At 41.6% G+C, this 20,877-nt stretch carries 22 protein-coding genes, 1 tRNA gene and 1 pseudogene; 12 read left to right on the top strand and 12 right to left on the bottom strand.

Annotated elements, in window-relative coordinates:
• Positions 1 to 720, top strand: coding sequence for an SIR2 family NAD-dependent protein deacylase (locus tag DYY67_RS02110; protein WP_166390349.1), 720 nt, complete (start codon positions 1 to 3; stop codon positions 718 to 720).
• A 394-nt stretch (positions 721 to 1,114) separates the two neighbouring features.
• On the opposite strand, the gene DYY67_RS02105 is transcribed toward DYY67_RS02110, so the two are convergent.
• Together DYY67_RS02105 and DYY67_RS02100 are read right to left on the bottom strand one after the other, a co-directional pair.
• Positions 1,115 to 1,516, bottom strand: a complete 402-nt coding sequence (locus tag DYY67_RS02105) for an RNA-binding domain-containing protein (protein ID WP_166390347.1) — start codon at positions 1,514 to 1,516, stop codon at positions 1,115 to 1,117.
• Positions 1,513 to 2,061, bottom strand: a complete 549-nt coding sequence (locus DYY67_RS02100) for an AAA family ATPase (RefSeq protein ID WP_320415917.1) — start codon at positions 2,059 to 2,061, stop codon at positions 1,513 to 1,515. The genes DYY67_RS02105 and DYY67_RS02100 overlap by 4 nt, the downstream gene beginning before the upstream one ends.
• 70 nt (positions 2,062 to 2,131) lie before the next feature.
• On the opposite strand from DYY67_RS02100, the gene DYY67_RS02095 reads away from it, so the two are divergent.
• The 8 genes and pseudogenes from DYY67_RS02095 to DYY67_RS02060 all read left to right on the top strand — a co-directional run bounded on the left by DYY67_RS02095 (position 2,132) and on the right by DYY67_RS02060 (position 8,737).
• Positions 2,132 to 2,389, top strand: a complete 258-nt coding sequence (locus tag DYY67_RS02095; RefSeq protein ID WP_166390345.1) for a 2'-5' RNA ligase family protein — start codon at positions 2,132 to 2,134, stop codon at positions 2,387 to 2,389.
• The gene (locus DYY67_RS02090; protein ID WP_166390342.1) at positions 2,386 to 2,670 is read left to right on the top strand and encodes a 2'-5' RNA ligase family protein; all 285 of its coding nucleotides are present in this window, start codon (positions 2,386 to 2,388) and stop codon (positions 2,668 to 2,670) included. Before DYY67_RS02095 ends, DYY67_RS02090 begins: the two co-directional genes overlap by 4 nt.
• On the top strand, positions 2,667 to 4,001 hold the full coding sequence (gene cca, locus DYY67_RS02085) for a CCA tRNA nucleotidyltransferase (protein ID WP_166390340.1): 1,335 nt from the start codon (positions 2,667 to 2,669) through the stop codon (positions 3,999 to 4,001). Before DYY67_RS02090 ends, cca begins: the two co-directional genes overlap by 4 nt.
• 59 nt (positions 4,002 to 4,060) lie before the next feature.
• Positions 4,061 to 4,741 carry an RIO1 family regulatory kinase/ATPase domain-containing protein gene (locus tag DYY67_RS02080; protein ID WP_320415916.1) on the top strand — a complete coding sequence of 227 codons (681 nt, stop codon included), beginning with the start codon at positions 4,061 to 4,063 and terminating at the stop codon, positions 4,739 to 4,741.
• Entirely contained in the window at positions 4,738 to 6,093 is a 1,356-nt protein-coding gene (locus tag DYY67_RS02075) for a cation diffusion facilitator family transporter (protein WP_166390338.1), read from the top strand. The genes DYY67_RS02080 and DYY67_RS02075 overlap by 4 nt, the downstream gene beginning before the upstream one ends.
• A 199-nt stretch (positions 6,094 to 6,292) precedes the next feature.
• Positions 6,293 to 6,703 (top strand): annotated as a pseudogene (locus DYY67_RS02070) (DNA-3-methyladenine glycosylase family protein); the annotation flags it as partial.
• A 162-nt stretch (positions 6,704 to 6,865) separates the two neighbouring features.
• Complete coding sequence (locus DYY67_RS02065) at positions 6,866 to 7,009, top strand: hypothetical protein (protein WP_166390336.1); 144 nt, start codon at positions 6,866 to 6,868, stop codon at positions 7,007 to 7,009.
• 66 nt (positions 7,010 to 7,075) lie between these two features.
• The gene (locus DYY67_RS02060; RefSeq protein WP_320415915.1) at positions 7,076 to 8,737 is read left to right on the top strand and encodes an ATP-dependent DNA helicase; all 1,662 of its coding nucleotides are present in this window, start codon (positions 7,076 to 7,078) and stop codon (positions 8,735 to 8,737) included.
• Between the two features lie 83 nt (positions 8,738 to 8,820).
• Here the strand turns inward: DYY67_RS02060 and DYY67_RS02055 are convergent, their stop codons facing one another.
• From DYY67_RS02055 to DYY67_RS02040, 5 genes are all read right to left on the bottom strand, one after another.
• Positions 8,821 to 9,012: a hypothetical protein gene (locus DYY67_RS02055; RefSeq protein ID WP_166390334.1), complete on the bottom strand. Its 192-nt coding sequence runs from the start codon at positions 9,010 to 9,012 to the stop codon at positions 8,821 to 8,823.
• Positions 8,999 to 9,127 (bottom strand): hypothetical protein, encoded by a 129-nt coding sequence (locus DYY67_RS10450; protein WP_255492673.1) that lies wholly within the window; start codon positions 9,125 to 9,127, stop codon positions 8,999 to 9,001. The genes DYY67_RS02055 and DYY67_RS10450 overlap by 14 nt, the downstream gene beginning before the upstream one ends.
• Positions 9,128 to 9,267: 140 nt before the next feature.
• Positions 9,268 to 9,344: transfer RNA gene (locus DYY67_RS02050), tRNA-Pro, on the bottom strand.
• Positions 9,345 to 9,415: 71 nt separating this feature from the next.
• A complete protein-coding gene (locus DYY67_RS02045; RefSeq protein WP_320415918.1) occupies positions 9,416 to 10,537 on the bottom strand; it encodes an NAD(P)/FAD-dependent oxidoreductase in 1,122 nt (373 codons plus the stop codon).
• A 34-nt stretch (positions 10,538 to 10,571) separates the two neighbouring features.
• Positions 10,572 to 11,315, bottom strand: coding sequence for an SDR family oxidoreductase (locus DYY67_RS02040; protein ID WP_166390332.1), 744 nt, complete (start codon positions 11,313 to 11,315; stop codon positions 10,572 to 10,574).
• Positions 11,316 to 11,435: 120 nt separating this feature from the next.
• Here DYY67_RS02040 and DYY67_RS02035 point away from each other — a divergent pair, with 120 nt between their 5' ends.
• Positions 11,436 to 11,690 (top strand): AN1-type zinc finger protein, encoded by a 255-nt coding sequence (locus DYY67_RS02035; RefSeq protein WP_166390330.1) that lies wholly within the window; start codon positions 11,436 to 11,438, stop codon positions 11,688 to 11,690.
• On the opposite strand, the gene DYY67_RS02030 is transcribed toward DYY67_RS02035, so the two are convergent.
• Together DYY67_RS02030 and DYY67_RS02025 are read right to left on the bottom strand one after the other, a co-directional pair.
• On the bottom strand, positions 11,658 to 11,930 hold the full coding sequence (locus DYY67_RS02030) for a hypothetical protein (protein ID WP_166390328.1): 273 nt from the start codon (positions 11,928 to 11,930) through the stop codon (positions 11,658 to 11,660). The two genes, DYY67_RS02035 and DYY67_RS02030, sit on opposite strands and share 33 nt — an antisense overlap.
• A gap of 27 nt (positions 11,931 to 11,957) precedes the next feature.
• A complete protein-coding gene (locus DYY67_RS02025; RefSeq protein WP_166390326.1) occupies positions 11,958 to 12,515 on the bottom strand; it encodes a DNA replication complex subunit Gins51 in 558 nt (185 codons plus the stop codon).
• A 59-nt stretch (positions 12,516 to 12,574) separates the two neighbouring features.
• Here DYY67_RS02025 and glnA point away from each other — a divergent pair, with 59 nt between their 5' ends.
• Complete coding sequence (glnA, locus tag DYY67_RS02020; protein WP_166390324.1) at positions 12,575 to 14,035, top strand: type I glutamate--ammonia ligase; 1,461 nt, start codon at positions 12,575 to 12,577, stop codon at positions 14,033 to 14,035.
• Here glnA and DYY67_RS02015 read toward each other — a convergent pair.
• Together DYY67_RS02015 and thsB are read right to left on the bottom strand one after the other, a co-directional pair.
• Positions 14,032 to 14,310: a hypothetical protein gene (locus DYY67_RS02015; protein WP_166390321.1), complete on the bottom strand. Its 279-nt coding sequence runs from the start codon at positions 14,308 to 14,310 to the stop codon at positions 14,032 to 14,034. The two genes, glnA and DYY67_RS02015, sit on opposite strands and share 4 nt — an antisense overlap.
• A gap of 53 nt (positions 14,311 to 14,363) precedes the next feature.
• Positions 14,364 to 16,061, bottom strand: a complete 1,698-nt coding sequence (gene thsB / locus DYY67_RS02010) for a thermosome subunit beta (RefSeq protein WP_166390319.1) — start codon at positions 16,059 to 16,061, stop codon at positions 14,364 to 14,366.
• Between the two features lie 121 nt (positions 16,062 to 16,182).
• Between thsB and glyA the strand changes: the two genes are divergently transcribed.
• Entirely contained in the window at positions 16,183 to 17,505 is a 1,323-nt protein-coding gene (glyA, locus tag DYY67_RS02005; protein ID WP_166390317.1) for a serine hydroxymethyltransferase, read from the top strand.
• Here the strand turns inward: glyA and DYY67_RS02000 are convergent.
• Positions 17,502 to 20,876 (bottom strand): DNA polymerase II large subunit, encoded by a 3,375-nt coding sequence (locus DYY67_RS02000; protein WP_166390315.1) that lies wholly within the window; start codon positions 20,874 to 20,876, stop codon positions 17,502 to 17,504. The two genes, glyA and DYY67_RS02000, sit on opposite strands and share 4 nt — an antisense overlap.
• Position 20,877: the final 1 nt, after the last annotated feature.

Here is a 20,877-nt window from a genome sequence, read left to right as displayed (position 1 = left end):
ATGTTTGGACCAGTTGCCGATAGACTGCGTCAAGCAGAAAAAATAGTCTTTGTCACTGGAGCAGGAATTTCTCAGGAAAGTGGAATTCCAACATTTAGGGGAAAGGATGGCTTTTGGAGAAAATATGACGCAATGAAACTTGCTACAATAGATGCATTTTATGAAAACCCAAAGCTTGTCTGGGAATGGTATGAAGAAAGAAGAACAAACATTCTTGCTGCAAAACCAAATCCTGGTCATCTTGCAATGGCAGAGCTTGAAAAATACAGGCCCGTTCATGTGTTAACGCAAAACATTGATGGTATGCATCAGAGAGCTGGAAGTACCAAAGTTTACGAGCTCCACGGCAGCATTATTACAATCAAATGCACTGTATGTGATTTTAAAGATATCATAGTGACAGGCTTTTCTGAACTTCCACCTATTTGCAAATGCGGAAATATTCTAAGACCTGATGTGGTGTGGTTTGGAGAGTCATTACCGCAGGATGTGTGGCATGCAGCAATGCAGCAGGCAAGCTCTTGTGATGTGATGATTGTGGTTGGTACTTCACTTGCTGTATCTCCTGCAAATCTTTTACCAGCATATGCACGCCAAAATGGAGCCATCGTGATTGAAGTAAACCCAGAAGAGACACCAATGTCTACAAGCATGAGCCTTTCAATTCGCTCTTCTGCCGCAAAGGCCTTGCCTGATCTTCTCACTGTGTTTCAGAGATAAACTGTAAAAATTATTCAAAAAAAGATAACGTCTTCATTGAATCAGTATTATAGATCAAAGAATTATTGAAAAAGACATACTTAATTGTGATAATTATGACTAATTGTTAAATATTATGAAGACGTATAATAATCCATGAGAAAACACGCAAATTCTATCGACTGAATTTGCGTGGTCCTGTGAAAAACAGTACATAGTAGAGTGCACAAAGGTGCGCAAGTGGCAGGAGAATGCTTTTGCCTATACAGGACCACGCCTTACGTTTTCCAAATTATTCCGTCAACAATTCCGCTCCGTTTTACCGTGTTGCAATTTTTCATAAATTGTATCTTATTCTATTATCCCTACAAAATGCAGACCTGTCTTGGTATAAAATTACAAAAGTAAAATTTCATCATACAGATTCCGGGGCAAGCCAGTCAACTACTTTTTCCAAATCTTTGCAGTGTATGATTACCTTAATTGGCCCCATGGGAGACTCTTCTGCTTCATCACAGATAGCGATGACATCAACATATGCTGCCTGCTTGTTAAGATAAAACCAAGTAGTATCGCCTTTTGTGTTGTATCGCATCTGTCTTCGATACACTCTGTTTACTCTACGCTTCTCTATTGTTTCCTGAATCTTTGATAAAGAGTGCAGATCTCTTGAGATTGCCTTTATGCTTCCATCCTTGTATTCATAATCAGTATCCAGCATTACATTAGATACGGCAGACTTGATCTTTTCCGGATCTTCTGATGGATTTACCGCAGCATATGTTTCTATCTTACATGCAATATTAGGAATTTTCATTTTATCCAGCCTTTGATGATATCATATGCAGTATTCACAAGATGTTCTATTGTTAGATTGTTATTAGAGATTGTCTCATCGGCAAGGGCAATTGATTCGCTCATGCCAACCCCAATTTCCCTAGAGTCCCTTTTTGTAAAATCTTCCCTATCAGATGGAGCATCAGATCTACCACGTCCTGTCAAGAACTTGAATCTAGTATCCCCTGATGCATGTATTGCAAGAACTTTTACAGTTCCAATTTTTTTTAATACCTCTACCTCTGCAAGCGACCTTACTCCGTCAACTAGTACAACATCTGAACTTGAATTCAGTATCTGATCTTTGATTAGCTCAGCTACTGCGCCAGGTCCGTTCTTTTCTCGAAGATCAAGCATGAGTTTGCCCAAGTTACTACCAGTAGGTTCAATTTTTCTTCGTGTCGCCTCTGCCCTTACAGCATCACCCATTGTTATCTTATCAAATCCCTTTGAACTTAGGGCCTCAGCTATAGTGGTCTTGCCAGCTCCAGGCATTCCCGTCAAACAGACAATAAGCTTTGTCACATTCGCAAATTCGACCCTCCAGTCTATGAAGCTACCGGAAATCATTATAGACTCTAGATTCTGAATTTCTATGATGCGTACATTTGTAGCAGTAGAAGTTCACAGCGAGAGTGTATTAGATGCAATAGCTAACCTGCAGAAAGATTTTAACATAAAGGCAAGTCCTGTCAGCAGACAAAACATGCATTTCACGTTGCTTTTTTTGGGAGAGATAACTGATGATACCGCAGAAGATGTGAAAAAATTGCTTTCAGGCATTGACTTTAAGCCAATTGAATTGAGCTTTATCCACCTGGGGCATTTCCAAATCCAAAATTTCCTAGAGTGATTTGGATTGGCGTAGACGATGCCGCTTCCAAACAGCTTGTAGAGCTTGCAGCTCAGGTCGAGAAAAAACTTGTGCCCCTTGGATTCAAGTCAGACAAGTCATTCAAGCCTCATCTTACCATATTTAGAGTAAAGAACAAAGATGACATTTCAAAAGAGATAGAAAAACACAGGCAAGTAGATCTTGGAAAAGATGTCATTTGTGAACTAAAGTTCAAGAAAAGCATCTTAACTTCAAATGGGCCGATATATTCTGATTTACAGGTGATAAAGGCACAATGACTCGCATCTTAGAGAATGTAAGAAAGATTTCCATCCCTACAAAGAAGGAAGAAGAAAAGATGAAAAAACTTGCAGATTCCCTAGTAAAGCAGGTAAGAGATGAGGCCTTCAGATATTCCCAAGTCGTAACAGTGGAACTTGGGGGGTCTTATGCAAAGGGAACTTGGCTCAAGGGGCAGATGGATCTTGATATATTTGTCAAGCTAAAAACCGATACTGACGAGAAGACATTTGAGTATATTGGAAAGAAAATTGGCTTCAATTCCATGAAAAGATACAAGCCGTTTGTAAGATACTCTGAGCATCCATATGTAGAAGCAAAAGCGGAAGGGACCAGAGTAAATGTAGTACCATGCTATGATGTTGAGAAAGGGCAATGGAAGAGTGCTGCCGATAGATCTTCGTTTCACACAAAATTCATTTTAGAAACATTTGATGAAAATAAAAAGAACGAGGTACGTCTTTTAAAAAAATTCCTAAAGAGGGTGGGAATTTATGGTGCAGAGATTGCTACGGAGGGTTTTGGCGGATATGTAGCAGAGGTTCTTGTATATCACTATGGAACATTCATGGGAGTTTTAGAGGCAGCATCAAACTTTGTCCAAGGCCAGACAATAGGAAATCCAACAAAGAGGTTTGATACAGCGCTTGTGCTAATTGATCCAATTGACAGTAACAGAAATCTTGGTACAGCTATATCTGGTCAAAGTGTTGCAAAGTTTATTCTAGCTGCCAGATCATTTCTTAAAAAACCTTCAATTGCATTCTTTTCTGGCAAGAAAAGAGATTCTAATACAAAGAATCTGAAAAATACAATAATTATAAAATTCAACTACAAAAGGCGAAGTCCTGATATAATTTGGGGACAGGTAAAGCGCAGCACAACAGCATTGGCAGGCCAGCTTGAGCTTGCAGGATTTGATGTTTTACGCAAGAATGCAGTAACTGATGAAGAATCGGAAGCAGCAATGATCTTCCTTCTTGGATCACTTGTAATTGAAAGATTCATGGTCAAAAATGGACCTGAGATATACAGAAAGTCAGACTCGGAGCATTTCATTGCAAAAAATTCAAAGAACATCCTGACCTGGGTTGATGACAACGGAAAGGTCCTATCCATGCAGGAACGACAATTCCATGATGCCAAAAAGTTCTTGGAATCTCTCTTAAGAGGCGACTTGGCAAAGTCAGGGGTACCAAGCGGCATCATACCAGACATCAAGCGCGGCTTTAGGATACTCTACGGAGACCAGTCCGTAAGCAAATCCATTAAAAAGGCATTGACTGTGCTTACCTCTACCGATGGACTCGTTTTTAGTACCAACAAGTAAGCTTGTAAGGGAACCGTATTCCCTTGTTTTAGGATATCCAAAAGCTACAAAAAAAGAACTTGGAACGAAGAGTTGCCGAGCTAAAAAAACTTGGAATCAAGAATGTATCATTTGAGGGCCCTACCGTTCTAAATAACATCCCTGTCTTAGGCAAGGGCTATGTTGGTGTAGTAGTTATTGCCAAACAAGACAAAAAAAAGGTGGCCCTGAAAATACGTCGAATAGATTCAAGCAGGGAAGAGATGCAAAGCGAAGCAAGATTTCTAAAGCTTGCAAACAAAGTAAATGTTGGTCCAAGAGTAATAGATAGCAGTAAAAATTTCATAGTAATGGAATATGTGAAAGGAAAAAAGATAATTGATTGGGCTGGGGAGCTAAAGGGCAAGGGCAGTGCTGCAAAACTCAAAACTGTAATACGTAAAGTATTGGAAGATTGCCATAATTTAGACATGGCTCATCTTGATCACGGTGAGCTTAGTTATCTACACAAGCACGTCATTGTAGGAAGATCTCCATGCATAATTGATTTTGAAAGCGCGAGTGTGAACAGGAGAACATCCAATGTGACTTCTGCAACTCAAGGCATCTTCATTGGATCAGGCCTTTCAAATATTGTTAAAAAAATCATAAAAGTGCCTAACACAAAGCACATGATCGAATCTTTGAAAAAATATAAACATGTCCAGTCCCGCGAAAACTTTGACGAAGTACTAAGAGTATTGGGGTTGCACAGAGTTTGAGCTTGCAAAATATCAAAACAAATGCACTGAGACTCTCTCTGTACATAATACTGTCTGCTTTTGTAGTAGAAATTTTTATTGGAATTTTTTCAAACAGTCTTGCACTGGTTACCGATAGTATTCATGCAGTACTTGATTCTGTGGTTACTGCAATATTGCTTGTGACAGCAAGATGGGCTGCAAAGCCGCCCGACCGTGAGCATACGTATGGTCATGGAAAGATAGAGACTATGGGAAGTTTCATCGGTGGTATAATCATACTTGTCATAGCTTGTTTTTTCATCTTCGAATCAGTCTCAAGATTGCAAGAGCCGCGTCCTGTTGTATTGCCAGGCATGCTTGCAATAGGCGCTGCCGTTTACACCCTATGTTCAGACTTTGCCAGAATTGGCATCTTGGCCAAGGCATTGAAAAAAACAGAAGGTTCTGCGCTGAGAGTTGATTTTTACCATGCATTCATGGATGTCGGCTCCACCTCAGTGGCTCTTGTAGGCATAGTGCTTGTCATGATGGGATTTTATCAAGGTGATTTTGTTGCAGCATTGATACTGGGAGCTTTACTCGCTGCATTGAGCCTGAAGCTTATCTACAAAAACGCAATGGAGCTTACCGATGCGGTACCCGAAAGCATGGTCAAAACGGTTCATGACATAGTAGATGATACCGAAGGAGTAATGAAAACAGAATCTGTACAGATACGAAGATCTGGAAGCGATATTTTTGCCGAAGTTACAATATCTTTGAAAGGCACCGCTAGTTTTGAAGAAGCTCACAAGATAAGTGCAAACGTGGAAAAAAACATCAAGGATAATATTGCAAACAGCAAGGTCACCGTTCATTTTGAACCCACTTGGAAGGATGTACCAATTGATTACATCATAAATAATGCAGCCTCTTCTGTCAAGGGAGTTGAGGGCATTCACAACATAAGCTACACTGCAAAGGATGGGATCTTTATTAGCTTACACGTGTTGGTTGACCGAAACATGTCTCTTGAAGAAGCTCACAAGGTATCAGACGAGATCGAAGTCCAGATAAAAAAATCAGTTGAAAACATAAACCACATTACAGTTCACCTTGAACCCTATGTATCAATTCCAAAAAGTGTTCCTGTGGAGGACCTGACAATTGAGGAGCAGGTAGCCAACATCACCAAAGAATATCCAAGTGTTAAAAAAATTGGTCGTGTCATTACATTCCAGCTTCAAGACATTTTCAAGGTAGACATTGACTGCTCCTTTAACGGCAGCCTTACAATAGAAGAAGTTCATGGTATCATTTCAGAAATAGAGTACAAGATAAAAAATCAGATAAAAAATGCCATAGTAACAATACATCCCGAACCAAATTGATATGGAATTACATGATGGAGTAAGGTATCTCAGAAGAGATCCAATACTAGGAAAATTATTGATTCAGTAGGAGATTATTCGTTAAAGAAGAGAAATCATCATTTTGCAGTCTTGGTAGAATCCATAATATCCCAGCAACTTGCAACAAGGGCTGCTGAGGTAATCTTTTCTAGGTTCAAGGACGCTTTATCCAAAGTTTCCAACTGCGCCGGATATACTTGCCACAAAAAAGTCCAAACTGCGTTCTGTAGGGCTTTCAAGCATGAAGATAGAATACATCAAGGATTTGGCAAAGAATGTAGACCAAGGCAAGATCAAGATGAGAGCGCTATCGAAGATGAGTGATGAGGAAGTGATCTTACATCTAACACAGGTAAAAGGGATTGGAAGATGGACTGCCGAGATGTTTCTCATATTTTCGCTTGGAAGACAGGATGTTCTACCAGTTCATGATCTTGGGTTGCGAAAAGGCGTGCAGAAGGCATTTTCACTTGTAGAATTGCCAGAGCCAAGCGAGGTTGAAAGAATTGGTAAGAGGTGGAGCCCATACAGAAGCGTGGCTACTTGGTATCTCTGGAAAAGCCTACAAAAATTTGACAAGATCGGATGAGATCTTATTAGGAAGGACGACCAATACCAGACCACGACCTCGATCAATCCTGATACAGAGGAAGCAATACGACAGCGGACAGAGTTCTACAATAGTGAAAGCGTAGACAATTTTATCAAAAAACATGGCGTTCCAAAGACCAGACTCTTACTGCGTAGCTTGGTGGAATTATTTGACAAAAAAGATGCCGACAATTTGGACAAGGCAGTTGAGTTGTTAGGACATGTTTATTTTCAGGTACATCCACAGCAGATAAACATCAGAGACAAGTCAAACGGAAAGTTAATTGTTTCCATCCGAAAATAAATCAAGATTCATTCCAATGAATTAAGTAGTACCAGTTTAGCAAGATTTTATCAAACTGAAAAAAAGATGACTGCAGTTGTAGAATATTTCCCAGAGGAATTTGAGCCAAGACAAATACAGAAGGACATATTGCGTGGCATAGAGCAACAGCTCAAGTCAGACTACAAGATCGTTGTTCTTTCCGCACCAACAGGAGTTGGCAAGTCACTCATTGCAGCTACGCTTGCACGATATTATGGGAAATCGTTCATAATTACTGCCTCAAAACAACTCCAAGACCAGTATTCAAAAGATCTCAAGTTTCTCAATCCCGTCAAGGGAAAATCAAACTTTGCATGCCTTAAATTAATGGAACATCAGGGAATAGAAAAGTCTGATGTAAAGCAAGCCATACAGAGAGGGCTTACATGTGAGAAGGGATTATGCGAGGAGACAGTCAGGATGAAAGGAAAGGAGGTAAAAGAGAGCTGCAAATTCAAACCTAAAATGGGCGAATTGCAATCTGACTCCAAAGTTCCACAGTGTTTTTACTATGAACAAAAATACCGCGCCTTAATTTCTGACCATTCTATTTGGAATTACGCATCTTATTTTCAACTTATGAGATTTGGCAGAAAGGCATATGCAGATTATATCGGAAAACCAGTTGCAATATTTGATGAGGCCCACAAGATAGAGGACCAGATAATTCAGTTCATTGGCGTGGACATTTACAATGGACAGATACAGGAATGCGGAATTGACATTAAGAGTTATTCCCTCAACGATATGGAACTTGTTGTTACGTTGATCGATGATCTTGCAAAATCATATTCAAGACAAATCAAGGAGCTCCAAGAAAGCAGGTCATTTCAGACAAATCCAGATTATATGCTACTTGCAAAACTTGAATCACGATATGAAAAGATGGCAAATGCCCATGTCGAACTGGAATTAAACAAGGAAAATTTTGTCCTAAATGATCCTTACATTGACGAGAGGGGAAATTTTAGGTCACTTTCAATAAAGCCACTTGATATTTCAAAATATGTCAAGGCGTTCTTTGACATTGACACACAGATCTTCATGTCAGCTACCATAGACAAGGCAAGTTTTTGTGAAAATACTGGTCTTGAGCCGTCAGATGTTGCGTTTGTAGATACACCAAAATCACCTTTCTTGCCTGACAAAAGAAGAATCAATTTTCTAAATATCAGAAAACTCAGCTATTCATCAAGTAGAGACGATGAGCTTGCAGTGATATCCAAAATTGACGAGATATTAACACAGCATGCCGATGAGAGAGGTCTCATACTTACTTCCTCTGAGAAAAAGTGCTTGGATATACGAAACCAACTTTCAGAGAAGAACAGAAGCAGAATTAGGATTTGCCACAGCAGGAATGAAAACGGCATGACCCAAGACGAGATAATTCAAGAACATGCCATGGATGAAAATGGCGTACTGCTTTCATCTTCATTGTGGGAAGGTGTAGATTTGAAGGATGACTTGTCAAGATTCCAGATAATAGCAAAGGTACCATATCCCAATCTGAGCGAGAAAAGAACGAAAAACAAGATGCAGAGGTTTCCCTTGTGGTACAAGTCACAAACAGTTGTAAAACTATTGCAGGGTTTTGGAAGGTCGATTAGGAGTGAACAGGACTGGGCTGTGACGTATGTAGTTGATACTGCAGCAGATCGACTTGCTGCTTCAATGCAAGTCAATGGTACCAAAATCATATCATGATGTCTTGGGATTTCCAAGCTATCCAAGCTCTACGTGAAAAATTCTGAAATTGTATTAGCTATACTATCACCTGAAACGAAAATCTAGCACGCTATCTCGTGTATTGGGTTTTCAAGTTCTGCAAGTGTGAATACAAACCTAGAGCCCTCAAATTCTGTTGTGCCTTCTCGTTCCCAGTTTATCTTGTAGGTCTTTGTCACATGCCCCCCCACAATTGAGATTGTCTTTGGTACTGCCTCATACAGTTTTTCCACCTTGACTTTATCTCGAGTCATCAGAAGGGATCTGCGCCTTTTCATGAGATACTTGATGGCTACGTTTTTGTGTTGGATGGCCCTCAACTTCTATCTTCTCACTGCCAAGGTCTATGACAAATTTTCTTTTTCCCATGCTTTCTAAATGACAATTTTCTACAAAAGAGGGATTGACAAATCAGAGCTAGCATCTGCATTAAAAATTATGACAAGATCTCATGAGATGGAGAGATTTTGAGTTGCTTTGCTTTTGAGCTCTTCATGTTTTAGATCAAATGGTGGGACCGGCCGGACTTGAACCGGCGACCTCTAGCACCCCAGGCTAGCATCATACCAAGCTAGACTACGGTCCCTCAAGTTGCAGGGAATTGTTGAAATTATTAAATGGTAGGATTAACTTTTGTACAAAAATTTGGCCTGATTGTTATAGCCACTTTTCAAGCCGTTCTTTTTCAAACTTTTCCTTTTCTGAAAAATAATCAGACGATGGTGCATCTAGCTCAGTTACAGGAGATGGAGTTGCATACATGTCAACTCGAATATATCCCGCAGTCTTTTTTCCTGTTTCCAAGAAACAGCCTCCCTTGCCATCAAATGTCGCAACGCCTTGCTCTTTTTTGATTTTGGATATAATGTTTCTTGCAACAGTTATTCCTTCACTTTCTGCAAATATTCCTGCCTTTGGAACTGCTATCTTGTCTGTTACCATTATCTGATTTACATCACCTATTGCATAGACATTTTCAAATTTTGTCTTGCAGTCCCTGTTTACTTCAATAAACTTTCCTGGCTGCGCAAGCCCGCAGTCAACTGCTACAAAAGGCGCCTTGTGCGGAGGAACAGTAATCAACAAATCAAAGTCTGCCTCTCCAGACTCAAATTTGAGTTTGTTTTGCTCTACGGATATAGTCTTGTGGTTTCCGTGAAACTCGATGTTCTTTGATTTTAAAATCTGCAAGATTTCCTCGCTTACCTTAGGACCCCCTGCCGGAAGTGTGATGGGAGTTGGACTGTAAAAATCCATCTGGATGGAATTGCTTGTCCCTGTCTCTTCAAGAACTGATCTTATCAAGAGTGCCGCCTCATATGGCGCTGGGGGACATTTGTATGGCAGGCCCGTAATTGCCATAGATATCTTGCCTGCCTTTATGTGACGTATTGCATCTCGAATCTTTGGAACATCGTTTAGGTCATACAACACCAAGCTATTCTCCTTCAGTCCTGGAATCTGCTCTGGAGCCAGCTCAACTCCCAGTGCAATTATCAGATAATCATAGTGCAGTCTGCGATAGTTTGTCCTTACAATTTTGTTCTCAAGATCTATCTTTACTGCCTCTTCATTGATAAATTCAATTCCCTTTTTTGTAATGGTTTCAAGTTGTCGCTTTGAGGTCTCAAATTCTCTAAAACCTGCAATTATCCAAAGCTTGACCAAGTCCATCATGAACCAGTCTTTTTTGTCAACTATTGTGATTCTAGTGTCCTGAGTAAGGTTCTCACGAATCTCGTTGGCAGCAGCAAGCCCGCCAAATCCCCCACCTAAAATTACTATATTCGTTGGTCTTATGCCAGAACGCCACTCATCTTTCTTGAGTTGTCGGCCTTATGGTTATCTCGTTTACGTTCATGTGCGAAGGTGATTCTATAGCAAACAATATAGAATTTGCAATGTCCTCTGACTTGAGTGCCTGCATGGTCTTTGCAGATTTTACAAATGTTTCAAGTGATTTATCAGTAATCGTGTTTGTAAGTTCGGTGTCCACTACTCCAGGTTCTATTGTTGTAACTCGAATGTTATTTCTTGCAGAAAGCTCCTGTCGTAGTCCCTCACTGAATGCCCTGACTGCATATTTTGTTGCACAGTATACACTTCCTGCAGGAAAGACCACTCTTCCTGCAATTGATGAAATGTTTACAATGTGACCAGAGTTTTGCTTTAGCATATGAGGTATTGTAGCAGCTGTACAATACAAGACTCCCTTTATGTTTACATCAACCATTTGATCCCATTCATCAACCTTGAGATTTTTCACAAAGCTCAATGGCATGAGGCCTGCGTTGTTGACAAGAATGTCTACTCTGCCCCATTTTTTTATTGCAGCATCAATTAGATTATCGCAATCTCTGCGTTTTGTAACATCACAGGATACAGTAATGCATTCTCCGCCAATTTTTTCAATTTCTTTTTGCAGTTGTTCTAGTCTGTCCTTTCTTCGCGCACCAACAACAACCTTGGCACCTGCCTTTGCTATTGATAATGCAGTAGCATAACCAATCCCACTGCTTGCACCAGTCACTATAGCAACTTGACCTTTTATTGTCATACTAAAAATCATTTTTCATCAGTGCACGTTACGTAAATAAGTCTTGTCAATTAATTCCAATAATTATAGAAATTAACTTTGTTTCTCAACACTAAATTAGGATCAAGTGCGATCTAAACCATGGAGCAATTTGACTGCGCATATTGCGGAGAAAAACAAGATCTTCCCTTTCAATGCAATTACTGTAACGACAAGTTTTGTGCAGAGCACAGATTACCAGAAGACCACAGGTGTGTCAAGCTGCACCAGATAAGAACAAGAAGATTTGGAGAAAACAAGGTTCAAAGAAGAAAAGGAATTGGAAGACAGGGATTCATGAAACGAGGTATTTGGCAAGTTTGGTCAGTAGAGAGCTTTTTGCGGATGAAATTTTGATAGTTTTGCTTGATAAAACAAGGCAATTGCCAAAGCCAATAGTACGCCTGCAGTAAGCCAGTTAGACATTTGCATGACAAGATAGGCTATACCAAATCCAACACACATCAGTGCCTGAGCCAGTAATTTTATCCAGTTTGGTATCTTGGCTTTTCTGCTAATCATTTCTATGACAAGCATGCCTACAACAGGATACAGTATAATTTCAAAGTAAACGTAAAGATCGGTCTCATTAGGCATATCGTGTCACACTATGTTGTCTAATTTCTAGTCTTCCCAACTTATCTTTACTGCTACCTTTTTGGCAATCAGGGCACGCGCATTCTCAAACGGCAAGGTTGCAACATCTTCGGCTTCAAATGGACCATATGTCTGAAGGTCTGTTCCCACAATCTGGTCTATTGGCTTGAGAAACCTCACAACAATAGTTCTAGACCTGTGATTGTTTGCCACGGTCTCAAGAAGCTTTAATCTTCCATTTAGTGTTGCAGAGAGAATGGTTTCCTTTCTCTGCCTTAGCTCATCTTCAGAATCTAAAATAAATCTCTCTTCATCAAGAAGATTTGAATAATCAATCTCTTCAAGACCCGTTGCTTTCTCAATTCTAATTTTTAAAAGAAGTGATGTCATTTCAGTTATCATTTTTACAAGCGAGTCTTTGATCTTCGATTCAGCTCCGTCATAGTCCTGGTTTTTTAAATTTCCAAGAAATTCTGCAATATTGTTATACAGTTTAGAATCTAGCTCTTGTACTGAATCATTTTCTACTTCCCTGACAAGCAAGGCATACAATGAATTTGCGTCAATTTTTTTTATTTCTGACATTTACACACCCAACAATGCTTAAATCATAGACTCCTTTGTGTTATGATCAAGGTGCAAAATTGCCATATAAAGTGATTGGTGGAGAGCCAGTATCAGTTTCTTATTCGGCTGATGAAGTTTTTGCAAAGATTAAACATGATCAGATAAAATTCATTGATTTACAATTTACGGGCCTTAGGGGAAGATTTCATCATACAACAATTTCAGCCAACTTGTTTACCCCTCAACAGATGCAAGACGGTCTGCCAAAGCTAGATGGATCCTCAATTGTGGGATTTGCCTCCGTCCAAGATTCTGATATGATACTAAAGCCAGATCCCAACACATATGCGGTAATTCCTTGGATGACAAATTCCAAGACTGCAAGATTGATTTGTGATGTATATTGGGGTTGGGGAAAAGGTAGACTGGAAGCTGATCCAAGAGGCATAACGCAAAAGGCAGAAAAATATCTCAACACGCAGGGTTTTGATACAAGCTATTGGGGTCCAGAGGTAGAGTTCTTCGTTTTTGACAAGATCCAATGGGATGTATTAACGCCATACAAGGGCCAGTCATATTCAATAGAGTCAAAGGAAGCCCCGTGGAATCAGGAAGGAAAGGGATACCCGATGGCACTAAAGAAGGGATACTATCCTAGCACCCCGGCTGACACCCTGACAGAATACAGAAACGATTGTGTAGAATGCTTGAACGAGTATTTTGGAATTTTATGTGACAATCATCACCACGAGGTAGCAACTGCGGGACAGTGCGAGATCGACATAAGATATGACACCATGACAAACGCTGCAGATGGTGCACAGACCTACAAGTACGTTGTAAGAAACATTGCCACAAAGTATGACAAGGTCGCAACCATGATGCCAAAACCAATTTCCATGGATGCGGGTTCCGGAATGCACACCAATGTGAGTCTGTGGAAGAATGGCAAGAACATGTTCTATGACAAAGACGACAAAGAGGAGATAAGCCAAACTGCAAGATACTACTGCGGTGGAATCATGAATCATGCAAGGGCATTGTCTGCAATTGTTGCACCAACAACAAACTCCTACCACAGGTTGGTTCCAGGATATGAGGCACCTGTGTATATTGCATGGAGTGCAAGCAACAGATCTGCAATAATTAGAATTCCGGCTCACTTTAAGGGAGACAAGTATGAAAAGATCAAGAGGTTAGAGTTTAGGGCACCTGATCCATCCTCAAATCCATATCTTGTATTTGCAGCCGTGCTTGCTGCAGGACTAGATGGAATTAAAAAGAAGATGGACCCAGGCGATCCGGTCAATGAAGACATTTACAAGATGACAAAAGCTCAACGCGATGCAAAGGGAATCAAGGACCTGCCTGCATCGCTAGGAGAAGCACTTGATGAACTTGAAAACGACAGAAAATTCCTCAGTCCAATATTTTCAGGCGATACTATTGACAAGATAATCGAGGTAGAAAGGGCAGATGATCACGAGATCTCAATAAGACCCCATCCTCACGAGTTTTATCTTTATTTTGATATCTAGACTCGTCCTATTGCGGCGTATACCAGAAACAACGCCAGTGCCATAACAGCTAGACCGACTATGAGATAGGCTTTCCTGTGACGTTCTCCAGATCCTGCCTTGTAAAGGGAGACTGCTCCTGCAAGACCTACAAAGAGAATCAATGTTCCCACTATGACTGGATCCCAAGCACTATGAGTGATAACAGGATAGAAAGCTCCAGAGAGCAGCGCAAAGAAGACTGCCAGATAGATGTATTTTGCACCAGCCAAGATTTTGTTGCTGCCTATCTGCATAGGATTGCCTATCTAGATTAGTCAAATAAACCTTTGAGAAGAAAAAATTCTTTTTATTCCATGCCCATAGGTGGCATACCCATTCCGCCCATACCACCCATGCCGCCCATTCCTTCCATACCACCCATTCCTCCCATGCCGCCACCTGGAGGTCCGCCGGAAGTCTTGGTTACTGAAATTACATCATCAATTCTTAGAATCATGCATGCTGCCTCTGTTGCAGATGAAATTATCTGATTTTTAACTGACAATGGTTCAAAGATATCTGTGGCGTGCATGCTTGCCACCTGGCCTTTCATAACATCAATGCCAGTCCACTTGTTTCCCTTCAATTGCTTTGATCGCAGCGAAGCTAGAGTATCAATTGGATCCATTCCAGCATTCTCGGCAAGCGTAATTGGAATTACTTCAAGAGAATCTGCAAATTTTTCGACTGCTAATTGCTCTCTTCCTTCAAGTGATTTTGCCCATTCGCGAAGTTTTGTTGCAGCATAAGTTTCTGGAGCACCGCCGCCTGCTACTATCATTGGATTTTCCATTACATCCTTTACAACCATTAATGCATCGTGTACAGATCTTTCAACTTCGTCAACAACTCTTTGAGAGCCTGCTCTTACAAGAAGAGTTACTGCCTTGGGATGCTTGCATCCTTCAACGAATACCCATCTGTCACTTTCGATCTTTCGCTCTTCTACTAGTTCAGCAGAACCAAGATCCTTTTCAAATAAATCATCAAGATTTGTAATCATTCTTGCACCAGTTGCTTTTGCAAGTTTTGTCATGTCGCTTTCTTTTACTCTTCTAACAGTGAGAACTCCTGCCTTTGCAAGATAGTGTTGTGCCATGTCATCTATGCCCTTTTGACAGAACAAAACATTGGCGCCAGATGCAACAACCTTGTCAACCATGTTCTTGATCATTCTGCCTTCCTCGTCAAGAAATGACTTCATCTGTTGCGGGTTCTGTATGTTTATCTTGGCATCAAATTCTGTCTTGTCAATCTCAAGTGCGTTGTTTATGATTGCAATCTTTGCCTTTTCAATCTTCTTTGGCATTCCGCTGTGGACTACTTCCTTGTCAAGTATGATTCCTTTGGTAATGCTGGAATCCTTGATGGAACCACCGGCCTTTTTTTCTACCTTGATATCATCAATGTCTACTCTGTATCCTTCCTCGGCTTTTTCTGCAACTGCCACTACTGCCTTTACTATCATGTCTGCCAGGTTTGCAGAATCTCTTCTGACAAGTTTTGTCTGCATTGATGTCCTTGCTATTCTTTCAAGAACATCTTTGTCAGTAGGAGAAACCTTGTCTGCCATCTTTTCCAAAAGCTCTTTTGCTTTCTGGGCAGCCTTTCTGTAACCATCAACTATAATCGTTGGATGAACATCCTGTAAAACTAGAGCTTCTGCATTTTCTAAAAGTGCACCTGCAAGTATTACTGCAGAAGTTGTTCCGTCTCCCACCTCATTATCAGTTGCCTTTGAGATCTCAACTAGCATCTTTGCTGCTGGGTGTTGGACATCAATTTCTTTTAGAATAGTAGCACCGTCGTTTGTAATTGTAACATCGCCAAGTGAGTCTACAAGCATCTTGTCCATTCCACGTGGGCCAAGGCTTGTATGAATAATTTCTGCGATCAGTTTTGCTGCTGAAATGTTATTTTTCTGAGCATCACGGCCCTTGGTCTGAGTTGAACCGTCTTTTAGTATAACAACCGGAATTCCCCCCGATGAGGCTTGAATCGACATATTTTAGCTGAGATCGATTTTCCCTTATTATTTCTTTATGTAGACCAAACCCCATGATCTGCCAAATTTTGGAATAATTCAGAACGATGTTTTTAAATTAGGAAAAGTGGGCGAACAATGCATGGCGCGTTCCTCACCACGTGTTGCTTACAATGAGGTGCTGTCAATGCTTAAGACACATAACCAATGGTTTGCAGATTCTATTCCATTAATTGCAAGTGAGAACATTCCAAGCCCCGCAGTCAGGGAAGCAACCATTTCTGATTTTGCAAATAGATATGCAGAAGGCTGGCCAGGAGAGCGGGTCTATGCCGGGTGCATCTACATCGACAAGGTAGAGTTCAAGTGTATGGAACTTGCCCAAAAGTTATTCAAGGCAGAATTTGTCGATGTAAGGCCCATCTCAGGTGTTGTTGCTAACTTGGCAATCTATTCCGCATTTAGCAATCCAGGAGACGTAATGCTTGCACCATCGATTCCATCTGGCGGCCACATCTCGCACGGCAAGAAGGAGCATGCAGGCACTGCAGGACTTGTTCACGGACTAGATATTGAGTTTTACCCATTTGATGCCGAAGAGATGACAATTGATGTTGACAAGACAAAGCAAAAGGTGCAGGAACTTGAAAAGGCAGGCAAGACTCCAAAGATTGCAATGTTTGGTGGCTCGGTCTTTTTGTTTCCCCATCCAGTAAAGGAGCTTTCAGATTTTCTCAAAAGTTACAAGATGTTCATAAATTATGACGGAGCACATGTTGCAGGACTTATTGCAGGCGGCCAGTTTCAGGATCCTCTAAGGGAGGGCGCTGATGCAATGACCATGAGTACCCACAAGACATTGTTTGGTCCTCAGGGAGGCATGATATGTTCATTTGACAAGTATAGCGACGATATCAAAAAGGCAACTTTTCCTGGCATGACAAGCAATCATCACTTGCATCACATGGCTGGAAAAGCCATTGCATTTGCAGAGATGTTGGAATTTGGAAAAAAATATGCAGCCCAGGTAGTCAAGAATGCAAAGGCCTTGGCAGAAGCCTTGAGCTCATCTGGTTTTATGGTACTTGGAGAAAAACGTGGATTTACAAAATCACACCAGATTGTGGTAAATGTTCTTTCATTTGGAGATGGCGGTACCATTGAAGCTGATCTAGAAAAGGCAAACATAATCATAAACAGGCAGCTTATTCCAGGAGACATCAAGGCAGGTCGTAACTATTTCCATCCTGGCGGCATGCGACTTGGGGTTGCCGAGCTAACAAGACTTGGCATGAAAGAATCTCAAATGAGGCAGGTTGCAGAATTTATCAAAAATGTAGTTGTTGATAAAAAAGACAAAAAGAAAATTGCAATGGAAGTAAAGCGATTTAGGAAAAAGTTCCAAAAAGTCCACTATTGCTTTGAGAGTAAGATGGGCGGATATGACTATGTCAAGCTTCGTTAGGCGTAATCTGTAAGCAAGGCCTGGCTGCCATCTTCTTTACCAAATACAAGTTCAAGCTCGTCAAGTAGCGAGAGGACCCTTCCTCTAAGATATGGCTCGATGCTGTACTTGCCAAGCATTCTTTTTGCAAGCTTGAGATATTTTTGGACAGAAGGCCTTGTCATTGTTTGAATGAGCTTGTTTTCACATTCGAGGCATTTTCCTGCAAGTGGGACTCTCCTGTAACTTGCACCACATGCCGTGCACCTAAATGACTGGCCAGAATATGCCCTAAGGTTTCCCATGATATCAGGCAAGAGGTGGGTAGTCATTACCATGGAGACCACCTCGCTTGGGTCTACTGCATTGATCATGTCTGCAGTCCTGATTTGCATGTCTAGTTTTTCAAGAACCGACCCTAGCGTGGAATACGCGCTGCGTGACTTTGACGTGGTAAGGGTGCTGGTACCATGTGTAAATCCATAGCCATAGAACTGTCTTTCAGTCTCCAGCCTTGATTTTAGAATTTCAACGCCTTTGATCTCGCTTGCTTTTTCTTTTTGCAGTGTTGCCTCAAAAAATGATAACGGGTAGATTTGCGTTATCTCAAAGTTGTGGGCTTGTCTTTGGACTTCTTGCGGTATAACGATTGGCTGTACAAGCAGCGGCGCATCCATCAGCCCCCCAATCCTGTCAGACAGAAACAATCTTGAAAAGTTAAGCAGGCTGTCCATCAACAGCATTATGGAATCTGCATCGCCGTCAGCGTCCCTTCTTTTTGCAGAATGCCATACTGCAGTGCCGAGACAAACCTGTGTATTGGTATACCCAATTATTCTTCCCACAATTCCAACAGAGGTGTGCGGTGCAAGTCCAATTATCAGGTGGCCAACCAAGTCATCGGTCTTTTTTGCATTATAGTATGTTGGATGGGCAAATAATTTTACAAGTTCGCGGTCCAAGTATTGGCAGACTAGAACTAGATTTTCTCCGCATTCTTTTGGAATTATAACGTCCTGAGTTTTTAGCTCAACTAGCTGGTCAGGATTTACAAGTGGCTTGCCATCAGTGTCATGCGTATAGCCAAGCTCTACAAGTTTCTCAGGTGTTGTGCCAATCCATGACGGCTTGAAGTGTGAGAGGGGTGCGTTTGTTGCATCAAATCTGATTGTGCCGTCCTTGAAGACATTGAGGTTCAGGCTCTGTCGTATGAGACCTTTTTCCAGCGGCTCTGGCACTCTGTCCTGGTTGATGAGCTCCTTTACCCCCTTGAATGGCTCCTGGGCCCTAACGCCAGTTCTTTCCTGCGCAGAATACAACAGTTCCTTGAGTGGAAATGCCTGATACGAGTGGGCAGATGTTCTAACTTTGCACTTGGGGCAGTGGGTCTCTTCTAATTCATTGCGACACTTTGGGCAGACATGTGTTACAACAGTCTTGGTCTTGCATCGCTGGCATGTTATACTGATTGAAGGAAGATTGCAGTTCTTGCACATTCTGTTATTGATGTTGCAGTAAAAGTTGGGTTGTTTTGTTGCCTTGAGAAGATCACGCGATGCGCCGCCCTTGCTTCCAACCGGAAAGAGCGTATGTACCGGGGGCTTCATCTTTCGAAGTGATGCCTTTTCAGGCCTGCCCACCCTCACACCCACCGCCGTTGAGAACTTGGGTCTTACCTTGATTCCAGACGACATTGAGATTATTTCCGGAACTGAGAGTGTCTTGTCCAGCTGGATTGGCTTTCTAAAAAGCAGATAAGAGAAAATTTTTGCCTCGTCGTCTTTTAGCATAATTGTATCGCCTGCCACATCATGGGGCACGCCAAGTTTTTCCAAGATATCTTTAGTATCTTTTTGATAAACTATCAGGTCTGACTCTATCTTGTCGGGATTGAGGATCTTTTCTAGCTCTTCGGCTGTAATCTGGTCCCAATAATACAGATAATGCGGATGGAGCCCGATTCCAAAGTTAAGCGATATCCTAAATGCCTCCTCAAGGTCCGGAACCTTGTGGATGTTGCTTAATAGATCAGAGTCGTCTGGTTCGTACTTGGCAACCTTTTCTTTTAGCTCCTCAATCCAAAACTCCTCTACATATCCAGTTGGGACAAGCTCTGCATTGTTCTCAAGAAAATCGCCATAGCTTATGAGAATGTCCCCAAGGTGTAGAATTTTTTCAATGTGTGGCTTTAGCTGAATCCCATGTAATGTGTCCCGTATCTTGACCACATTTCCATTGTCAAGTCTGACAACTGGAGTATCAATCGAGTCAACAAATGCAATAGTTGAGGCCTTTCCAGGTATGTCTAGCTTTATCTGTGTGCCAACTGCAATAACGTGATCTAAAATTTCTGCAACCACTGGATGAACCCCTACTGATGCAAAGCCTGTGTTGCATGCACGGCCATATCGTAACCTAAACCCGCCTAGTTTTTTTGGCATTGAAAGAACGGATCTGCCAGTGATCACCTCCCTCATCCTGTGGGCTGCTGCATCCTCATCTCCGGTCTGGATTGCACCCTTTAGGTCCTTGAGCCACTCCCAGCCGTCTAGCTTGAATAAATCAATGAGTTTTAGCAGCTTGCGGGATCTGCCGATAAGTCCGTCGTTGAGCACACGAAGTGCACCTCCCCGAACCCTGTTGGTGTTTATCCTTACCATGTTTCTGTGGCTTACAATCTCTACTGGATCGGTATCTATGCCGTTAAGCTCCACAGGAATATTGGAAATGGTAGCCACCACGTCCTCATCTGGAACATGGAACTGAAAGCTTCCTACCTCCCTCTCATAGAGGCGCAGTTCCTCTACAAATCTACCTGTCTCATCATCATAGGAATTGGCTTGGTACTTGTCAAGTCCGGCAATTTTGCGAACATGGTCTGCAATTAGTATGGTGGATGCCGCTTCCGTGCCCCCTGCAGAGCGTATCGGCCCTGCAAATGAGATTGAGAGATAGTCAGAACCGTCTGCATTTTTCTTTATCTTGACCTCACTTATTCCCTGGAGAGGGGCAATTGTAACGCCTTCAGTAACTATTGCCAGCCCTACACGCACGGCCAGGTCAAGCTTCTCTTGCAGCTCTGTCTCAGGACCAGAATACTTGCCCTGTGCAATCTCTTCTGCAAGCTTGAGCGCTGCAAGCTCCTTTGTTGTTGTCTGGATTAGGTTTCGGAGGTTTTCTGTGACATCTATATCGTGCATTTTGGATACACGATCAGCCAAGTCAAACGCTATCTTGGGCTCTACCATTCCAGACGAGTCTGCCAGGGTGGCTTTTGCTGCAGCAGCTTTTTCAAAAATAGAAAATACCTCATTTGATAAATTGCTGTAATAATCAAAATACGATTCAGGCATTGGGACTTCCTTGAGTCTCAATGCAATATTTTCAGACATA

The organism is Candidatus Nitrosotalea sp. TS, from assembly GCF_011319465.1.
Classification (GTDB): Archaea; Thermoproteota; Nitrososphaeria; order Nitrososphaerales; family Nitrosopumilaceae; genus Nitrosotalea.
Note: the sequence above shows the minus strand (reverse complement) of the source record. Positions and strands in the feature narration are given on the sequence as shown.

Excerpts from the sequence above, each read along its gene's own strand:
- DYY67_RS02110 (WP_166390349.1), top strand. The coding sequence starts at position 1 with ATGTTTGGACCAGTTGCCGATAGACTGCGTCAAGCAGAAAAAATAGTC.
- DYY67_RS02105 (WP_166390347.1), bottom strand. The coding sequence starts at position 1,516 with ATGAAAATTCCTAATATTGCATGTAAGATAGAAACATATGCTGCGGTA.
- DYY67_RS02095 (WP_166390345.1), top strand. The coding sequence starts at position 2,132 with ATGATGCGTACATTTGTAGCAGTAGAAGTTCACAGCGAGAGTGTATTA.
- cca (WP_166390340.1), top strand. The coding sequence starts at position 2,667 with ATGACTCGCATCTTAGAGAATGTAAGAAAGATTTCCATCCCTACAAAG.
- DYY67_RS02060 (WP_320415915.1), top strand. The coding sequence starts at position 7,076 with ATGACTGCAGTTGTAGAATATTTCCCAGAGGAATTTGAGCCAAGACAA.
- DYY67_RS02055 (WP_166390334.1), bottom strand. The coding sequence starts at position 9,012 with ATGACTCGAGATAAAGTCAAGGTGGAAAAACTGTATGAGGCAGTACCA.
- DYY67_RS10450 (WP_255492673.1), bottom strand. The coding sequence starts at position 9,127 with ATGGGAAAAAGAAAATTTGTCATAGACCTTGGCAGTGAGAAGATAGAA.
- DYY67_RS02040 (WP_166390332.1), bottom strand. The coding sequence starts at position 11,315 with ATGACAATAAAAGGTCAAGTTGCTATAGTGACTGGTGCAAGCAGTGGG.
- DYY67_RS02035 (WP_166390330.1), top strand. The coding sequence starts at position 11,436 with ATGGAGCAATTTGACTGCGCATATTGCGGAGAAAAACAAGATCTTCCC.
- DYY67_RS02030 (WP_166390328.1), bottom strand. The coding sequence starts at position 11,930 with ATGCCTAATGAGACCGATCTTTACGTTTACTTTGAAATTATACTGTAT.
- DYY67_RS02025 (WP_166390326.1), bottom strand. The coding sequence starts at position 12,515 with ATGTCAGAAATAAAAAAAATTGACGCAAATTCATTGTATGCCTTGCTT.
- DYY67_RS02015 (WP_166390321.1), bottom strand. The coding sequence starts at position 14,310 with ATGCAGATAGGCAGCAACAAAATCTTGGCTGGTGCAAAATACATCTAT.
- thsB (WP_166390319.1), bottom strand. The coding sequence starts at position 16,061 with ATGTCGATTCAAGCCTCATCGGGGGGAATTCCGGTTGTTATACTAAAA.
- glyA (WP_166390317.1), top strand. The coding sequence starts at position 16,183 with ATGGCGCGTTCCTCACCACGTGTTGCTTACAATGAGGTGCTGTCAATG.
- DYY67_RS02000 (WP_166390315.1), bottom strand. The coding sequence starts at position 20,876 with ATGTCTGAAAATATTGCATTGAGACTCAAGGAAGTCCCAATGCCTGAA.